The 15,950-nt window shown below is 49.0% G+C and carries 19 protein-coding genes; 15 read left to right on the forward strand and 4 right to left on the reverse strand.

Features of this window, described 5'->3' with window-relative positions:
* Window positions 1-18: 18 nt before the first annotated feature.
* Complete coding sequence (gene smpB, locus SYN6312_RS11220) at window positions 19-477, reverse strand: SsrA-binding protein SmpB (RefSeq protein ID WP_015125000.1); 459 nt, start codon at window positions 475-477, stop codon at window positions 19-21.
* A 117-nt stretch (window positions 478-594) separates the two neighbouring features.
* Here smpB and SYN6312_RS20765 point away from each other — a divergent pair, with 117 nt between their 5' ends.
* The 4 genes from SYN6312_RS20765 to SYN6312_RS19850 all read left to right on the forward strand — a co-directional run bounded on the left by SYN6312_RS20765 (window position 595) and on the right by SYN6312_RS19850 (window position 2,660).
* Window positions 595-720: a hypothetical protein gene (locus tag SYN6312_RS20765; protein WP_256377474.1), complete on the forward strand. Its 126-nt coding sequence runs from the start codon at window positions 595-597 to the stop codon at window positions 718-720.
* A gap of 214 nt (window positions 721-934) precedes the next feature.
* On the forward strand, window positions 935-2,329 hold the full coding sequence (fumC, locus tag SYN6312_RS11225) for a class II fumarate hydratase (protein ID WP_015125001.1): 1,395 nt from the start codon (window positions 935-937) through the stop codon (window positions 2,327-2,329).
* A 53-nt stretch (window positions 2,330-2,382) separates the two neighbouring features.
* Complete coding sequence (locus tag SYN6312_RS20770) at window positions 2,383-2,517, forward strand: hypothetical protein (protein WP_256377475.1); 135 nt, start codon at window positions 2,383-2,385, stop codon at window positions 2,515-2,517.
* The gene (locus SYN6312_RS19850) at window positions 2,487-2,660 is read left to right on the forward strand and encodes a hypothetical protein (protein ID WP_156804784.1); all 174 of its coding nucleotides are present in this window, start codon (window positions 2,487-2,489) and stop codon (window positions 2,658-2,660) included. Before SYN6312_RS20770 ends, SYN6312_RS19850 begins: the two co-directional genes overlap by 31 nt.
* Here SYN6312_RS19850 and SYN6312_RS11230 read toward each other — a convergent pair.
* Window positions 2,631-3,794, reverse strand: a complete 1,164-nt coding sequence (locus SYN6312_RS11230) for a DegT/DnrJ/EryC1/StrS aminotransferase family protein (protein WP_015125002.1) — start codon at window positions 3,792-3,794, stop codon at window positions 2,631-2,633. The genes SYN6312_RS19850 and SYN6312_RS11230 overlap by 30 nt on opposite strands.
* Window positions 3,795-3,956: 162 nt before the next feature.
* Here SYN6312_RS11230 and SYN6312_RS11235 point away from each other — a divergent pair, with 162 nt between their 5' ends.
* The 11 genes from SYN6312_RS11235 to SYN6312_RS11280 all read left to right on the forward strand — a co-directional run bounded on the left by SYN6312_RS11235 (window position 3,957) and on the right by SYN6312_RS11280 (window position 13,517).
* Window positions 3,957-5,453: an AMP-binding protein gene (locus SYN6312_RS11235; protein ID WP_371257354.1), complete on the forward strand. Its 1,497-nt coding sequence runs from the start codon at window positions 3,957-3,959 to the stop codon at window positions 5,451-5,453.
* Window positions 5,366-5,932, forward strand: a complete 567-nt coding sequence (locus SYN6312_RS21010; protein ID WP_371257355.1) for a hypothetical protein — start codon at window positions 5,366-5,368, stop codon at window positions 5,930-5,932. The genes SYN6312_RS11235 and SYN6312_RS21010 overlap by 88 nt, the downstream gene beginning before the upstream one ends.
* Before the next feature lie 16 nt (window positions 5,933-5,948).
* Window positions 5,949-6,398, forward strand: coding sequence for a YlqD family protein (locus SYN6312_RS11240; protein ID WP_015125003.1), 450 nt, complete (start codon window positions 5,949-5,951; stop codon window positions 6,396-6,398).
* Between the two features lie 111 nt (window positions 6,399-6,509).
* Window positions 6,510-7,802, forward strand: coding sequence for a dihydrolipoamide acetyltransferase family protein (locus SYN6312_RS11245; protein ID WP_015125004.1), 1,293 nt, complete (start codon window positions 6,510-6,512; stop codon window positions 7,800-7,802).
* A 346-nt stretch (window positions 7,803-8,148) separates the two neighbouring features.
* The gene (locus SYN6312_RS11250) at window positions 8,149-9,405 is read left to right on the forward strand and encodes a hypothetical protein (protein WP_015125005.1); all 1,257 of its coding nucleotides are present in this window, start codon (window positions 8,149-8,151) and stop codon (window positions 9,403-9,405) included.
* Window positions 9,406-9,627: 222 nt separating this feature from the next.
* Complete coding sequence (locus SYN6312_RS11255) at window positions 9,628-10,566, forward strand: 5'-nucleotidase (protein ID WP_015125006.1); 939 nt, start codon at window positions 9,628-9,630, stop codon at window positions 10,564-10,566.
* 42 nt (window positions 10,567-10,608) lie between these two features.
* Window positions 10,609-10,854, forward strand: coding sequence for a type II toxin-antitoxin system HicB family antitoxin (locus tag SYN6312_RS11260; RefSeq protein WP_015125007.1), 246 nt, complete (start codon window positions 10,609-10,611; stop codon window positions 10,852-10,854).
* The gene (locus tag SYN6312_RS21015) at window positions 10,851-11,063 is read left to right on the forward strand and encodes a type II toxin-antitoxin system HicA family toxin (RefSeq protein WP_015125008.1); all 213 of its coding nucleotides are present in this window, start codon (window positions 10,851-10,853) and stop codon (window positions 11,061-11,063) included. Before SYN6312_RS11260 ends, SYN6312_RS21015 begins: the two co-directional genes overlap by 4 nt.
* A gap of 81 nt (window positions 11,064-11,144) precedes the next feature.
* Window positions 11,145-11,786, forward strand: coding sequence for a Vat family streptogramin A O-acetyltransferase (locus tag SYN6312_RS11270; protein WP_015125009.1), 642 nt, complete (start codon window positions 11,145-11,147; stop codon window positions 11,784-11,786).
* 22 nt (window positions 11,787-11,808) lie between these two features.
* A complete protein-coding gene (locus tag SYN6312_RS11275; RefSeq protein WP_015125010.1) occupies window positions 11,809-12,261 on the forward strand; it encodes a DUF29 domain-containing protein in 453 nt (150 codons plus the stop codon).
* 29 nt (window positions 12,262-12,290) lie between these two features.
* Window positions 12,291-13,517: a methionine gamma-lyase family protein gene (locus tag SYN6312_RS11280; RefSeq protein ID WP_015125011.1), complete on the forward strand. Its 1,227-nt coding sequence runs from the start codon at window positions 12,291-12,293 to the stop codon at window positions 13,515-13,517.
* Here SYN6312_RS11280 and SYN6312_RS11285 read toward each other — a convergent pair.
* Both SYN6312_RS11285 and recO read right to left on the reverse strand, forming a co-directional pair.
* The gene (locus SYN6312_RS11285) at window positions 13,503-14,840 is read right to left on the reverse strand and encodes an MFS transporter (RefSeq protein WP_015125012.1); all 1,338 of its coding nucleotides are present in this window, start codon (window positions 14,838-14,840) and stop codon (window positions 13,503-13,505) included. The two genes, SYN6312_RS11280 and SYN6312_RS11285, sit on opposite strands and share 15 nt — an antisense overlap.
* Window positions 14,841-14,856: 16 nt before the next feature.
* Window positions 14,857-15,669: a DNA repair protein RecO gene (gene recO, locus SYN6312_RS11290; protein WP_015125013.1), complete on the reverse strand. Its 813-nt coding sequence runs from the start codon at window positions 15,667-15,669 to the stop codon at window positions 14,857-14,859.
* Between the last annotated feature and the right edge of the window lie 281 nt (window positions 15,670-15,950).

Here is a 15,950-nt window from a genome sequence, read left to right on the forward strand (position 1 = left end):
GGATCACAAAAACCCTGGCTAGCCCCGTTTCATGGCCCGTTCCATATCCCGTTTATCCTGCTTTTGTTTGAGGTCTTCTCGTTTGTCGTGGAGTTTTTTCCCGCGGGCTACAGCAATCTCTACTTTGACCCGGCCGTTTTTGAGTTTCATCCTTAAGGGGACAAGGGTTAAGCCTTTTTGCTCTACTTTGCCAATCAGTTTACGAATTTCTTCCTTATGTAGCAATAATTTTCGATTCCGGCGGGGATCATGGTTGTAGTGGGTATTGGTGGTGTCATGGGGGGAAATATGGACATTCATTAGCCAAACTTCGCCATCGCGTACCCGCGCAAACCCATCCCGGAGATTAACTTTGCCTGCCCGAATAGATTTGACTTCCGTCCCTTGGAGGACAATGCCCGCTTCATAGGTATCTAAGATTTCGTAAAGAAACCGGGCCTGGCGATTATCGCTGACCAGTTTGTAGCCATCATCCATTGCTGATTGTCCCTAAACTCCAGAGAGGATCCTTCAGCTTAACCTGTTCTGAGCTATCTTGAGGGCGGAAGCCCGAGCCATACTCTACAATATACCTCTAGAAAATTAATTACGGTCTTGGATGCCGACTTTACCCCCTTTGAAGACCTCTTGACTCGTACCGTGGGCTTCTTTGAAAATCTGAATATTTCCCTGATGCTCCCCAGAATTTTGATCACCCCGATTACCATTCCCAAAACCTAGGTCTGGGCTGTATTTTGAGCAAGGGTATGGATTACTGTTTAACCATCGGGGGGTAAAGCTACTGGGGCTAGTTTTCTATGGTAGTTTGACTGGATGGAATGTCCCGAAAAGTCCCAGCGGTCTGGATGTTTTTTGGGCAATGCTGGCCCGACGCTTTGATGTTTCTTCGCTCTTTACCGCTTACTCATCTTGCACCTAAGACAAGCCCAACCCTATGCACCAAACCCGGACAGAATCTGACACGATGGGGCCAATGGAAGTCCCGGCTGATCGCTATTGGGGGGCACAAACGGCCCGTTCACTCCATCATTTTGCCATTGGCGGTCAAACCATGCCGCGGGAAATGATCCAGGCCTTGGGGATTCTTAAACAAGCGGCGGCGATGGTCAACCTGGAATTAGGCGAACTAGAGGCTGAACCGGCCAACCTGATTATCCAGGCCGCACAGGAGGTCATAGAGGGGACGTTGGATGATCACTTTCCCCTGCGAATTTGGCAAACGGGCAGCGGCACCCAAACCAATATGAATGCCAACGAGGTGATTGCAAATCGGGCGATTGAACTGGCCGGCGGTGTGTTGGGTAGTAAGCATCCGGTGCATCCCAATGATCATGTCAATTGCAGCCAATCCTCCAATGATACGTTTCCAACCGCGATGCACATTGCTGCCGTCCAGTCTCTCCAGCAACGGTTAATTCCGGCCTTGTCCGAGATGGAACGGGTGTTGGCCGAAAAAGCCCAGGCCTGGAAAGGTGTGATTAAAATTGGTCGCACTCACCTGATGGACGCGGTGCCGTTGACCTTTGGGCAGGAGTTTTCCGGGTATCAGGCCCAATTAATGCAAAACCTTGGCCGGATTCAGTCCGTTCTGCCCCATTTAAGTGAATTAGCCATTGGTGGGACAGCGGTCGGGACAGGCTTAAATACCCATCCTGAATTTGCCATCCGGGTGGCCGCTAAAATTGCCGAATTGACGGGATTACCCTTTGTCTCGGCTCCGAATAAGTTTGCGGCCTTGGCGGGACATGATGCAATGGTCATGGCCAGTGGGGTATTGAGAACCTTGGCCGGCTCCCTGATGAAATTAGCCAATGATATTTCCTGGATGGGATCGGGGCCCCGCTGTGGCCTGGGCGAGTTAATTTTGCCCCCCAATGAACCAGGGTCTTCGATTATGCCCGGAAAAGTTAACCCCACCCAGTGTGAAGCCCTAACGATGGTCTGTGTTCAGGTTATGGGTCTAGATGCGGCCATTGGTTATGCGGGTTCCCAAGGCAACTTTGAGTTGAATGTCTTTAAGCCGATGATCATTTACAATCTCTTAACCCAAATTGAACTATTGACGGATGCCTGTCGCTGTTTTACGGAGTTTTGTTTGACGGGTTTGGAGATCAATTATCCGCAGGTGGAGCAGTATGTGGAAAACTCGTTGATGTTGGTGACGGCTCTCAATCCCCATATTGGGTATGACAAAGCCGCCCAAGTAGCCAAAAAAGCCTATGCCGAAAACCTGAGTTTGAAACAAGCTGCCGTGGATTTGGGCTTTTTAACAGCAGAACAGTTTGATGAATGGATTCAACCCGCTGCCATGACCCAGCCCCATTCTTAAACCCCTATCTATACTAAGAGAAATGAGCTTAATGCCTCCTAAAAGAAGTCGCAATGGTTAGACAATTAGAAACTCAACCTATTTTGGCTCAAGACCTAGCTGCCGTGATGCCCTCGGCCCAAGGCCTGTTAAGCGATGAACTGATCTATAGTCCCGTTTGCGATATTTCACCGTCAATGGTGAGCTAGTTCCCACACCTGAAGAAGCGGCGCAGCAGTCCCAATTAGAACTCCAAGCCACCCAGGCCAAGTTAGAGGCAGCCCAACAAAAGCAGCAATTGTTAGCAGCAAAATTACGAGAGCTAGGAATTGATCCGGATCGCCTCCCCTAGGGCCTGGGTAATTTGGGCAATTTGTGCAGGGGCAAGTTCCGGCCAGAGGGGCAAACTCAGGACTTCTGTGGCTAATTGATCGCTGACGGATAGGGGGGGATAGTGATTGTCATAGACGGTCAATCGGTTCTGGGGAATGGGGTAATAAATCATGGTGCTAATCCCCAGGCCCGCCAAATGGTGAATCACCTGATCTCGCTTATTATCCAAAACTCGCACAGTATATTGATGAAACACATGGCCTGGAGTCACTTTTGGGGTGATGATTCCCGGAATATCTGCTAGGGTTTGGTTGTAGGTTTGGGCGATCTGTCGGCGTTGTTCATTCCAGGACTTTAGATGGGGCAACTTCACCCGTAAAATAGCCGCTTGAATGCTATCCATCCGGGAGTTATAGCCAATCATTTCGTGAATATAGCGTTGGCGAGAGCCATGTACCCGCAGCATTTTGGCCAGTTCAGCTAACTCTGGATCGTTGGTCGTAATTAACCCACCATCCCCATAGGCCCCTAAGTTCTTGGTTGGGAAAAAAGAAAACGCGCCCATATCTCCAATGCCGCCGACAAATTTACCTTGGAGTTGCTGTTGGGTTCCAGCTTGGCATTGACAATCTAAACACGTTCCAAAATACTGTGCCCCAATGGCCTGGGCGGTGTCTTCAATCACTTTTAGATCATGGGCCTGGGCAATCTCAAGAATTTCTCCCATCCGAGCCGGTTGGCCAAAGAGATGAACAGGCATAATCGCCTTAGTACGGGAGGTAATGGCTGCGGCAATCAGGGTCGGGTTGATATTAAATGTTTCTGGGCAAATATCGACAAAGACGGGCCTGGCTCCAACTAGGGTAATGGATTCAGCCGTTGCGAAAAAGGAAAAGGGAGTTGTAATCACCTCATCCCCAGGCCCAATCCCCAAGGCTCGCAAGCTGATAATCAGGGCATCGGTTCCCGAGTTAACGGCAATGGCAAACCTGACTCCTAAAAATTGCGCCAACTCGTTTTCTAAGGCGGTGACATCCGGCCCCAAAATAAACTGTCCTGACTCTAGAACCCGATCAATGGCGGCCTGGATTTCGGTTTTGAGGGCCTGGTACTGAGGCTTGAGGTCAAGAATGGGGATTTTAGAGGGTTGCATTCAAACTTACTTAAGCCAGGTGAAATATTCATCAGTAATGGCACAGTCATTTTACGGGATGCCAGGCCGGATAGCTAGGAAGATTTCTCAAAATTCGGGCATGAAGGGGCCAGAAAATGAGTATTATCAGGGGTGAAACGGTGTTTTATCGAGTGGGGATCTATGGTTGAAGCAGCATATACCAAGACACCAGCGGCTGGATTACCCCAAGATGCCAAGCTCCCCCAGGCCTGGGAAGAATATAAAAAATTGCAAGCACTACCCCAAATTTGGAGTCTTTTGTCCCAGCGTTATCCCGAGATTATTGCTCTAAATGCCCCCTACGAAGAACCCACCGCTGCCATTGCCTACAGTGAACTTTATCGCCAAATTCAACGGTTTGCCGCCGGAATTCAGGCCTTGGGGATTGAACCCGAAGAACGCATTGCCCTCTTTGCCGATAACAGTCCCCGCTGGTTAATTGCCGATCAAGGGACAATGCTGGCTGGTGCTGTCAATGTGGTTCGCAGTGGGACGGCCGAAGCCCAAGAATTGCTCTACATTCTCAAGGACAGTGGCTCAAGCCTATTGATTATTGAAGACCTGGCCACCCTCAAAAAAATCGCCCCCGGCCTAGAGTTTATTCCCCTCAAAGCAATTATTCTTCTCTCAGCCGAGCAACCCCAAAATCCTGCCTTAGATATTCCTTGTCGCCTCTTAAACTTTGCTCAAGTCTTTCAAGAAGGTAAATATGGCCCCGTGCGCTCGGTTCCCTTTAAAAAAGATAACCTTGCCACCTTGATGTACACATCCGGCACCACAGGACAACCCAAGGGCGTGATGATTACCCATGCCGGCCTCCTCAGTCAGATCATTAATATCTGGGCCGTAGTCCAACCAGAACCAGGGGATCGGGTCTTAAGTATTTTGCCGATTTGGCACGCCTATGAACGGGTTTGTGAATATTTTCTCTTTGCGAGTGGATGCAGCCAAACCTATACCAACATCCGCCATTTCAAAAACGATCTGAAAAAACACAAACCCCAATACATGATTGCCGTGCCTCGGATTTGGGAAGCGATTTATGAAGGAGTCCAAAAACAACTCCGAGAAGCCCCAGCCAGTAAACGCCGTTTAGCCGAATTTTTCCTCAACATTGGCACCCACTATGTCAAAAGCCGCCGGATTATCCAGGGATTGAGTTTAGAGCAGCCGAATCCTTCCGGTGCTGATAAATTTTGGGCTAAAGTCCAACTCTTTTGCTTAAAGCCCCTCTATGGCCTGGGAGAGAAAAAGGTTTACAGCACAATCCGTGGGGCAACTGGGGGAGCCTTGAAGCAAGTGATCAGCGGCGGTGGAGCCTTGGCCGCCCATTTAGATACCTTCTACGAAATGATTGGTGTGGAAGTCTTGGTGGGCTATGGCTTAACCGAAACGGCTGTAGTCTTGAGTGGGCGGCGATACTGGGGGAATTTACGGGGTTCCTCCGGGCGGCCCTTACCGGATACAGAATTGAAAATTGTTCACCCTGAAATTAAGGAGCCAGTTGGGTTTTGGCAAAAGGGCCTGGTCATGGCGCGGGGCCCCAAGTCATGCAGGGCTATTACAACAGACCAGAAGCCACCGCCAAAGTTCTCAACTCCGAAGGTTGGTTTGATACAGGGGATTTGGGCCTACTGACCCCCGCGGGAGATATTGTCCTCACTGGCCGGCAAAAAGACACGATTGTCCTCAGCAATGGCGAAAATATCGAACCCCAACCGATTGAAGATGCCTGTATTCGGAGTCCCTATGTGGATCAGATCATGCTGGTGGGACAGGATCAAAAAGCCCTAGGAGCCTTGATTGTCCCCAATGTCGAGGCCTTGCAACTGTGGCTGACAGAATCCGGGTATGCCTTAGAACTCCCAGGCCAGTCCCCGTCTGGTGGCAAAAAAGTGACCCTCGAAAGCAAGGTCATCCAGGATTTATATCGCCAAGAGCTTGTTCGGGAAATCAAAAACCGGCCGGGCTATCGTCCTGATGACCGGATTGCTGACTTTCGGTTTATTTTGGAACCCTTTACCATTGATAATGGTCTGCTCACCCAAACCCTAAAAATCCGCCGCCATGTTGTGATGGAACGCTACCACGATATGATCAACGGGATGTTTAGTTAAGGTTCCCCTGCTTTTTATGGAGACTACTGTGGATCCACTCCTGTTACGCCGCCAAATTAACATCAAGGCCGTAGTCACGCCCCTGTGGAAAGAAGATGCCCAACGCCAACTCCAGGCCCAGATCAATCAACTGGATGGCCAACTCCAACAGCTTGACGGGCAACTTCAGCAGGTCGTGACAGAACTCCGGAAACAGAAAACTGAACTGAATAGTGATGCCGTAGAAACCAAAATCCAAGAAGTCCAATCCCAGGCCAATGGTCAAAAAAGCGAACTGCTTCAACAAAAAAATGTGATTCTTCAGCAACTTAACCAAGTCCAGCAACTAGAGTTTGAACAGGAAGTAGATCAGGGGCAAATGGATAACTTTTTTTATGTTAAAAAGGGAGATAACCTGGTGCAAAAAATGCAGGTGGAAATCTTGCTCCGAGATGGTGTAATCGAAGATATCCGCGGCATACTCTAGACCAATCAGACGTCCTGATTCAGGGTTTTTGAGTTTTGCCCAAGCCTTTTCCCTGAGCCTGTCTCACCTTCACTTACCTCCGTTCTTCTCTAGCTTGTTGGAAACTGCCCCATGATTCGCGAAGTGTTTATGCCGGCCCTAAGTTCAACCATGACTGAAGGGAAAATTGTTGCTTGGGTCAAAGAGCCTGGGGATAAGGTGGAAAAGGGCGAAACAGTTGTCATTGTTGAGTCAGATAAGGCCGATATGGATGTGGAATCCTTCTATGAGGGGTTCTTAGCCGTCATTACGGTTCCCGCCGGATCTTCCGCCCCTGTGGGTGCCACCATTGGCCTAGTTGCGGAAACCGAAGCCGAAATTGCCCAAGCCCAGGCCCAAGCCCCCAGTTCACCCGCCACCTCGCCCCCAACCCCAAGCAGTAATGGAAATAGTCAAAGCAGCAATGGTAGTTCAGTCGCTCCCCCGATCATCACGATTTCAACTCCCGTGGCCAGTGGTCGTTTAGTGGCCTCGCCCCGGGCTAAAAAGCTAGCTAAAGACCTGAAGGTTGACCTAAAAACCCTCGAAGGCAAAGGGAGCGGCCCCCATGGTCGGATTACGATGGCTGATGTGGAAGCTGCGGTAGGGAAAGTTGTCACACCGACCATCCCTCAAGTCCCCCAGGCCCCGGTTACTCTCCCCACTCCTGCAAATATTACTCCAACCCCAACCGTCAGCCCCGCTGCCTTAGCCGGAGAAGTTCAACCCCTGACGACTCTCCAAAATGCGGTTGTGCGGAATATGAACGCCAGCTTGCAAATTCCTGACTTCCACGTTAGCTACACCATCACCACCGATGGCCTGGATGCCCTCTACAAGCAGATCAAGTCCAAAGGTGTGACGATGACGGCTCTCTTGGCCAAGGCAGTTGCGCTCACTCTCCAAAAACACCCAATTATCAACGCCTGCTACACAGAACAAGGCATCCAATACAAGCCCAACATCAATATTGCCATTGCAGTGGCCATGCCCGGCGGTGGTTTGATTACCCCTGTGTTGAAAGATGCGGACAAAGTAGATATTTATACTCTCTCTCGGACTTGGAAGGATTTAGTCGAGCGGGCCCGGGCCAAGCAACTGCAACCAGATGAATATAACAGCGGCACCTTTAGCCTCTCTAATTTGGGTATGTTCGGTGTAAACGGGTTTGATGCAATTCTCACCCCCGGTCAAGGGGCAATTATGGCGGTGGGCGGCTCAAAACCCACGGTCGTGGCCACAAAAGAGGGGTTAATTGGAGTGCAATCCCAGATGGAAGTGAATATTACCTGTGATCATCGAGTCATCTATGGGGCTGATGCCGCTGCTTTTCTCCAAGACCTGGCCAAACTCATTGCCACCAATCCCCAGGCCTTGACGTTATAGTGCTCTAGACACTGCCGGAAGCCTTAAATATCTTTGATGCTTAATATAAGTTAGGTTAATCCCAAGCTTTCCCTGCCCTAGTTCAGTTTGCCAAAACCGAAGACTAGATGGTGCTTGCGGATTCTACCCTGGGGACATAGACCATCTTGGGGTGATAAATCCTTGATTCCCGGCCGTTGTTTTTTGTGACTAGAATCACTAGATATCTGTGAGCTAAATCACCAAGATGCCGGGGACACCTCGTTATCATTTGCCAATACCAGAAATAGGCGATCTTAGGTATCGAATAAGTTTTGTTGCTGGTGTCCTTGAGATAGTATTTTCACTCCCAAGAGCAGGCCAAATCATGAACACCATGAATCTGTGGATGCAGCAAAATGATCAACAAGTGATTTATGACCACCTGCTGGACTGTGTGCAGAAGGAAACACCTCACCAAGTCATTGAGCGATTTCGGACGTTATTCCTAACGGGCTATAACTATCCAGATCGGGAGATTCAACTCATTCTGGATCAGATCGTAGCCAGTCCCCAAGGGCAACAAACCTTCAAGTTATTCTTTAACCGCTGTTGTCATATTTTAATTAACCGTTGGCAGTCTCGCCCATTTCTCCAGGCCGCAGTACAGGACTTTTTGGCCATGCTCTCTAGTCCGATTATGGTTCCAGCCCCAGGCCTGAGTCGTGCGGATGCAGTGCGGCGGTTACGACAACTGGTTAAAAGCTACATTCAGAGCGAATATTTTCAAAAATTACGCCGCCTCATCGAGTTTTACTGTGAAGATACCTTGGATGTTCGGGAAGTCCGCCGCCACACAGAACGCCCCCTTGTAACCCTAATTCGCCGCTATCCCTATCTCTATGATCACTGCCTCCTCAGCCAGGGAAATACCCCCGAAGAAAAAGAGTATATCCGTAAATCACAACAGGAAACCCAAGGCCTGTTTGAGCGGGATATTTCTAAGTACCTGACGACAGAGTTTCGCCGGGCCCAAGGGAGTCTTGTCCAGCAGCCCAATCCGACCCTGCTAACGGATCAAGAACTCAAAACCGCATTACGGCATTATGTCGGCAAGCCCAACGGCAAAAATACCTTTCGACAGCAGGCCCTCTCGCTCCAAAGCCGGGTCATCACCAGTAGTGCGCCGCAAAATTTTCAGCAGGATTTTCATCGGTATTTGACGGATATTCCCGGCCTGGATCAACGGAACAGTCGCTTTGGTCAACGGTTGCAGCACTATCTCACCACTTTACCCAGCCTCCAACAGGCCCCGGCGATGAATGAGTTTCTTTTGGTGCGTACCTGTTGCCAAACTTTGAACTACTTGGTGGTGGAACATCCCGATAATCCCAATCATGCTGTGTTTATGGATTTGTTGAATACGATTGGCACAACGGCGACTGTGGGCCTGTTACTGAAAATTATTTTGATCTGCAAAAAAGCCAGAACCCATTTAGAGCAACGCTTGGCAATTTTATTTAATCACTATCAGTCTTGCCAGCGGCAGCAAGTTGATTGGTTAATTAACTGTTTAGAGCATACGAACCTGGCCTTAACACTCCACTTTGGGACTCGTGATTTCTCGCTTTTTAGCAGTATTTAGAATGAGGAATTGCCTTTTAATGATCCTTGAGGGCTGAATGAAAACAAGCCAGGAAATATATTGTTGGTTAAGCTTTTAGGCTTTCTAGTCCCCAAAAGCGAACTGTGTCACCCGGTTGCAAGACCTAATTTGGCTTAAATCGGCTTAAAGAGGTCTTAAGACTACATCGGCATAATTCCATCAGGGATCAGATGGTTCTCAAAGAAGATTTAGGGCAGGGCAATGACGGCTAGTCTGGCGGAAAAATTGGTGATTGGGGTGGCCTCCAGTGCCTTATTTGACTTGACAGAATCCCATCAAATCTTTATCGAGAAGGGAGCCGCCGCCTATCGCCATTTTCAACGGGAGAAATCTTGGGAACCCTTACCGTTGGGAGTTGCATTTCCCTTTGTGCGCCGATTTTTGGGGATTAACCAGGCCTACCCCGATCAGCAGCCCGTAGAGGTGATCCTCCTGTCCAAAAACGATCCTGATACCGGTCAGCGAGTCTTTAACAGCATTAAACATTATGGCCTGGGGATCACACGGGCTGGTTTTTTGAATGGTAAATCTCCCCATCCTTACATTCCGGCCTTTAATATTGCCCTATTTCTCTCGGCCAATGAACAGGATGTGCGCCAGGCCATTCATGCAGGTCATCCAGCCGGAATTGTTTTGCCCTCCCAAGTCCATGATGAAGAAACCGACTCTGAATTGCGGATTGCCTTTGATTTTGATGGGGTTTTAGCCGATGATGAAGCCGAAGCGGTTTACTATGCTGGCAACTTAGATTCTTTCCAGGCCCATGAAATTGAAAAGGCCCATGTTCCCCACAATCCTGGCCCCTTGAGTAACCTATTTAAGAAATTAGCTGCCTTTCAACGCTTAGAAAGTGAACGGGCCGAAGTAACAAGTCAGTACACCCGCATTCTCCGCACCGCCATCATTACAGCCCGCAATTCCCCCGCCAGTGATCGGGTCGTGACCACCTTAAATGCTTGGGGGGTAAGGCCGGATGAAACTTTCTTTTTAGGGGGCCTGGAAAAACGCTCTATCCTAGAAGTGATGAAACCCCACATTTTCTTTGATGATCAAATGACTCACCTTTCCTCAGTCGCCCAAAATATTCCCTCGGTTCATGTTCCCTTTGGCATTCGTAATGTGGCAAGGGCTGAGGTTTAGACCTGGGATACAATCTTAATGACTTAATTAAACGTAGTCAGAATGCTGTATAAGATTCCAATTCTCCTCACTCCCCAACCAGAAGGCGGTTTTACTGTTACATCTCCGTTGTTTCCAGAGTTGATTACTGAAGGCGATTCTATGCCAGACGTGATTGCGAATGTCCGAGATGCTTTTACATCGGTCTTAGAGCTTTATGAGGATTTTGGCAAACCCCTGCCTAATGGTTTAGAAATTATTGATCAAAAAACACCTGCTTTGATCGAGACAATTATTTCTACTTCATGAAGTATCGAGATGTTGCCAGAAAACTATCTAAGCTCGAATGTCACGAAATTCGTCAGCGTTCTGGTGGGTCTCATCGCAAATGGTTTAATCCTGAAACGAATAAAACAACTGTGATTCCAGATTGGGGTAGTCGTGACATAAAGTTAGGAACACTCAAGGCAGCAATTAAGCAACTCGGAATTGACTGGACTATCTTCGAGCAAGTATAGTAATCATCCGTCTAATTCTGACATTCAAAACAACTGCCGCTAAATTTTACTCTCATTACTGCTAATAAAAAATTTTCCTATATGCCAAGATTTGTTTATCCTAGTCCCAATTCTGTTCATCCACTACCAGAGTTTCCCCAAGTTTGTTTTATTAAAAATACAGTCACTAATCCAAACATTATGATTGAGGACTATACCTATTACGATGATCCAATTGACTCCGAAAATTTTGAACGAAACGTCTTATATCATTTTCCCTTTGTTGGTGACAAGTTAATTATTGGGAAGTTCTGTGCCTTGGCCTGTGGGGTGCAGTTTCTTATGAACGGGGGAAATCATAAAATGTCGGGATTTTCGGCCTTTCCCTTTGAAATTTTTGGCCAGAGTTGGCAGCGGATTACCCCCCAGGCCAGTGACTATCCCTATAAAGGCGACACGGTGGTAGGCAATGATGTTTGGATTGGTTATGGGGCGACGATAATGCCAGGGGTTCAAATGGGTTCAGGCGCAATTATTGCCGCAAAATCTGTCGTAACAAAAGACGTACCAGCCTATGGAATTGTTGGGGGAAATCCAGCCCAAGTGATTCGGTCTCGTTTTGCCCCAGAGGTGATTGAACGGTTGTTAGCCTTGGCCTGGTGGGATTGGGATATCGAGAAAATTACCCGTAACCTAGAGTCTATTGTTAGTGCTGATCTGGATGCCCTAGAAGCCTGTACTTAATCACTAAATTCTGTGGAAATGTATGAAAACGAATCTCTACGAAACCGATTTCTACGCCTGGACAGTTCAACAAGCTGATCTTTTACGGGAACGCTGTTTAGAACAACTAGATTTTGTCAACTTGATTGAGGAAATTGAGTCTTTGGGTAAACAACAACGACAAGAATTATGTAACCGATTAGTCATCTTAATTGGGCATCTCCTCAAATGGGACTATCAACCAGAAAAGAGAAGTAAAAGTTGTTTTGTTAGCATTCGCAATCAACGTCGACAAATCAAAATCCTCCTAAAACTAAATCTCAGCTTAAAGCCGTTCATCCAAGAAGCCCTAGAGATTAGCTTTCCATTGGCAGTTGATTTAGTCGTGTCTGAAACACCCTTGCAGAATCGAGATTTGCCTTCCTACTCTCCATATACCTGGGAGCAACTTTTAGACCCATCTTTTCCATCGAGTCTGGCTGAAGCGGATTTTTAACCCCACATTGTTCTTTTGTCCTCAATCCCATGACCCATCCCCTCATTACCCAGGCCCTCACGACCCTCAGCCCCACCTTTTACGAGATTGATCTACTGGTCAAAGAAAACTTAAGTCGCGTCTTAACTGCATTTCGACAGCATCGGTTGGGGAGTCACCATTTCAGTAGTGTTTCGGGCTATGGACATGGAGATCTGGGGCGAGACCTGTTAGACAAAATCTTGGCGGATATTTTAGGCACTGAAGCAGCCCTTGTCCGAGTCCAGTTTGTCTCTGGAACCCATGCCATTGCCGCGGCCTTGTTTGGGATCTTGCGGCCTGGGGATGAATTGCTCTCGGTGGTCGGTAGCCCCTATGACACCCTGGAGGAAGTGATTGGTTTACGGGGTGAAGGACAAGGCTCTTTACGGGATTTTGGCATTAGTTACCGCCAAATTGAATTAACTCCAGCCGGAAGACCCGATTCGTCTGCGATTGCCCAGGCCTTGCGCCCTCAAACCAAAATGGTCACGATTCAACGCTCCTGTGGCTATAGTTGGCGGCCCAGTCTCAGCCTAGAGGATATTGGTAAAATCATTGGCCTGGTTAAGCAACAAGACCCCAATATTGTTTGTTTCGTAGATAACTGCTACGGGGAATTAACCTCAACCCAAGAACCCAGTGCGGTTGGCGCAGACTTAATGGCCGGTTCGCTCATCAAAAACTTAGGGGGAACGATTGTCACGGCTGGGGGTTATGTGGCGGGGCGACAAGATTTAGTCGAGGCAGCGGCCTGTCGGTTAACAGCTCCCGGAATTGGCAGTGAGGGTGGGGCAACCTTTGATCAAAATCGGTTGTTGCTACAAGGCTTATTTTTGGCTCCACAAATGGTTGGGGAAGCTCTCAAAGGGAATTATCTAACCGGCTATGTGTTTGATCAATTAGGCTATCCCGTCAATCCAGGCCCCCTCGCTCCTCGCTGTGATGTAATCCAGGCGATTCAGTTGGGCAGTCCCGAAAAACTCATTGCCTTTTGTCGTGCTTTACAAAAAATTTCCCCTGTCGGATCGTACCTTGACCCGATTCCCGCCCCGATGCCTGGATATGAATCAGAGTTGGTGATGGCCGGTGGGACATTTATTGATGGCAGCACCTCAGAATTTTCCGCCGATGGCCCGTTGCGAGAACCTTATATTGTCTTTTGTCAGGGGGGAACCCATTGGACTCATGTGGCCCTGGGCCTGGAGGCTGCCATCCCTGCATTAGAACTTGTTTAATTTGATCTCATTGGATGAGGTATCGGGTTGCTCATGATCCGGGCCTGGCCAAACTAACCCCAAAAAAATCATCACCGCCAGGCCAGTCAGGACAATTTTCAAGCCCCAGAGGGTTTCCGCAATTCCCGCCACCGCCAAGGGTAGACTGAGGGCAATGTTAATGAGGTTATTTTGGAGTCCAAAGATTTTTCCCCGCAGGTCTTCTGGGGTTTGTGTCTGCACCGTCGTTTGCATGGGAATTGCAATTAAGGCGGCAAAGGCTCCCATCCCGGCAATCACCAATAAACTTAACCAGAGGGAGCGACTTGTCTGGCCCAGGCCTAGGAGCATGACCGCCATTCCTCCACTGCCAATCCGACTCCACTGACTGTGGCTGAGGCGATGCCCAACCGTATTGAGAACTAACACACCCCCCCCAAGACCGATAGCCCCCGCTACCAGGAGAAACCCAAATTGATCTGTCTCTAGGCTCGGCATAACCTCGGCAATTCGCACCAAAAGCACCGCCAAGGCCGCCATGACTGAAAACAACAGGACGAGTCGCAGCAAGGCCATCCGTAACAGGGGTTGCCCCTTGAGAAAATTCATCCCTTCCCGTAAGTCGGCCCAAAACTGCTGAGGTGTGGCCTGGATCACCTGACATTGTTCTTCTGACTTGAGGGACAGTAAGGCCAAAGCCGCCAACCCATAGCAACCACTGACAATGGCCGGCCCACCGACAAAGCCCCCCCATTTACCGGCCAAGGACAAGAGTGGCTCCCCAATGGCAAACCCCACCACCAAAGCCCCCATCATCGTCAAGGTATAAAAGGAATTGGCACTCAGGAGTTGATGTCTTTCGACGAGTAAGGGAATGGCGGCCTGCTCGGCGGGGGCAAAAAACTGAGTCAGGGTTGAAATCCCAAAGGTAATTCCCAAAATCAAGGCAAATCCCCGCTCATCCCCTGCCCAAAGCCAAACACTGAGGGGCAACAGGATCACCAGGCCGGCCCGCCATAAATTGGTGAGAATCAGAACCCGTTTTTTTGACCAGCGATCCACAAACACCCCAGCCAAGGAGCCAAATAGCACCGCTGGAATGGTAAAGACCACCATAATGGTCGCCACCCAAGGGCTAATACTAGCTGTGGCTGATTGAAAATATTGGGTTGTTAGGGCAATCACCAACACCAAATAAACCTTATCGGCCAACTGGGAAAATACCTGGGCGATCCACAACCAGAGAAAGGCTTGATTATGGAGCACAGCCCAAGGAGTTGGGGGAGCGTTTGGGATAGGCGGCAGATCAGCGTTCAAGGGTTCAGGGGCAAGGGGACGGGTCATAGGGAAGGGATGGTGCTCAAGTCGAAGCGGGGATTGGCGAAAAACAACTATCCAACAATGATGCTGCCTTGAGGGGATGTTCAAGATGAAACTGCATATATTGTCGCAACAAACGCTCCACCCCTAACCAGGCCGCCAGAGGTTGAATTGGCCGCCGCTCCATTTCCCCCTGCCTTGCTTCGACCGGCGCGGCAATCCAGGCCAAGATTTGAAATTCACCTGCACTCAACAGAGGAAACCCATGAGTTCCCCTGACATAGAGGCTGGACAATGGCTGTGAGAGGGGGACTAAGGAACCAGCCCCAAGGTTAAACCCAATCCGCCAATCAGGGTTCAGGAGATCCTGATTATCCGGCAGCCAAGATTCATCCCACTGAGGGGTAATACCAGCCCAGGCCAAGATTTGCCAAATGGATTTTAGTAAGGTTTCCATCACCGCTCGTCCCTGTACCTGCTCTAAATCCTGGAGGGACTGGCAAAATAAATCAAACAAGTCGGCCTGGGTTTGCTGTTGCCGGGCTAGGTACAAGATAATTTCTGCTAGATATTGACCGGCCGCCAAGGTTGTTAAATGCTGGCTTAAGCGGGGATAGGCATAGATTAATTCACACTGGGCAATTTTATCCAGGGTGCGGCCGGGGCGAATCAAAAGATGATTGACGACAAATAAGGCCGTTCTCCCCCCCAATTTAGATTTGGGTTGGCGGGCCCCCGCGGCCACCAGCTTGAGAAGGCCTTGGTCACGGGTCAAGACAGTTAGCAGGCGGTCACTTTCTCCTAAAGGCATGGCTTTGAGATTGATTCCGACAGCCTTATAGGTTGGACTCATTCTGACTCGCTTCTAGGGTGCAGTTCGTTGATGCAGTTGAAGCACCGATGCCTCAGCTATAAAATAACGTGAGTAGATCCTATAACATCCACGAGCTAGGATCGCTCTTATCACGGTGTTTTAGCTGCTTTTAGACTCGATTGTCTAGATACTGACGAGCCATGATTTCTAGGGTAAAGTCAATTTCAAAATATTTGCTTTCTTGCTCGCTCATCATGTTTCGTTGAGAACAATTTTTCTTTGTTTTAAAGCCAAAATATGCCAGTCCTGCTGCATCTACC

The sequence above is a fragment of the Synechococcus sp. PCC 6312 genome, from assembly GCF_000316685.1.
Classification (GTDB): domain Bacteria; phylum Cyanobacteriota; class Cyanobacteriia; order Thermosynechococcales; family Thermosynechococcaceae; genus Pseudocalidococcus.

Coding starts and splice junctions, on each gene's coding strand:
- smpB (WP_015125000.1), bottom strand. CDS start 477: ATGGATGATGGCTACAAACTGGTCAGCGATAATCGCCAGGCCCGGTTT.
- fumC (WP_015125001.1), top strand. CDS start 935: ATGCACCAAACCCGGACAGAATCTGACACGATGGGGCCAATGGAAGTC.
- SYN6312_RS20770 (WP_256377475.1), top strand. CDS start 2,383: ATGGTTAGACAATTAGAAACTCAACCTATTTTGGCTCAAGACCTAGCT.
- SYN6312_RS11230 (WP_015125002.1), bottom strand. CDS start 3,794: ATGCAACCCTCTAAAATCCCCATTCTTGACCTCAAGCCTCAGTACCAG.
- SYN6312_RS11235 (WP_371257354.1), top strand. CDS start 3,957: ATGGTTGAAGCAGCATATACCAAGACACCAGCGGCTGGATTACCCCAA.
- SYN6312_RS21010 (WP_371257355.1), top strand. CDS start 5,366: ATGCAGGGCTATTACAACAGACCAGAAGCCACCGCCAAAGTTCTCAAC.
- SYN6312_RS11240 (WP_015125003.1), top strand. CDS start 5,949: ATGGAGACTACTGTGGATCCACTCCTGTTACGCCGCCAAATTAACATC.
- SYN6312_RS11245 (WP_015125004.1), top strand. CDS start 6,510: ATGATTCGCGAAGTGTTTATGCCGGCCCTAAGTTCAACCATGACTGAA.
- SYN6312_RS11250 (WP_015125005.1), top strand. CDS start 8,149: ATGAACACCATGAATCTGTGGATGCAGCAAAATGATCAACAAGTGATT.
- SYN6312_RS11255 (WP_015125006.1), top strand. CDS start 9,628: ATGACGGCTAGTCTGGCGGAAAAATTGGTGATTGGGGTGGCCTCCAGT.
- SYN6312_RS11260 (WP_015125007.1), top strand. CDS start 10,609: ATGCTGTATAAGATTCCAATTCTCCTCACTCCCCAACCAGAAGGCGGT.
- SYN6312_RS21015 (WP_015125008.1), top strand. CDS start 10,851: ATGAAGTATCGAGATGTTGCCAGAAAACTATCTAAGCTCGAATGTCAC.
- SYN6312_RS11270 (WP_015125009.1), top strand. CDS start 11,145: ATGCCAAGATTTGTTTATCCTAGTCCCAATTCTGTTCATCCACTACCA.
- SYN6312_RS11275 (WP_015125010.1), top strand. CDS start 11,809: ATGAAAACGAATCTCTACGAAACCGATTTCTACGCCTGGACAGTTCAA.
- SYN6312_RS11280 (WP_015125011.1), top strand. CDS start 12,291: ATGACCCATCCCCTCATTACCCAGGCCCTCACGACCCTCAGCCCCACC.
- SYN6312_RS11285 (WP_015125012.1), bottom strand. CDS start 14,840: ATGACCCGTCCCCTTGCCCCTGAACCCTTGAACGCTGATCTGCCGCCT.
- recO (WP_015125013.1), bottom strand. CDS start 15,669: ATGAGTCCAACCTATAAGGCTGTCGGAATCAATCTCAAAGCCATGCCT.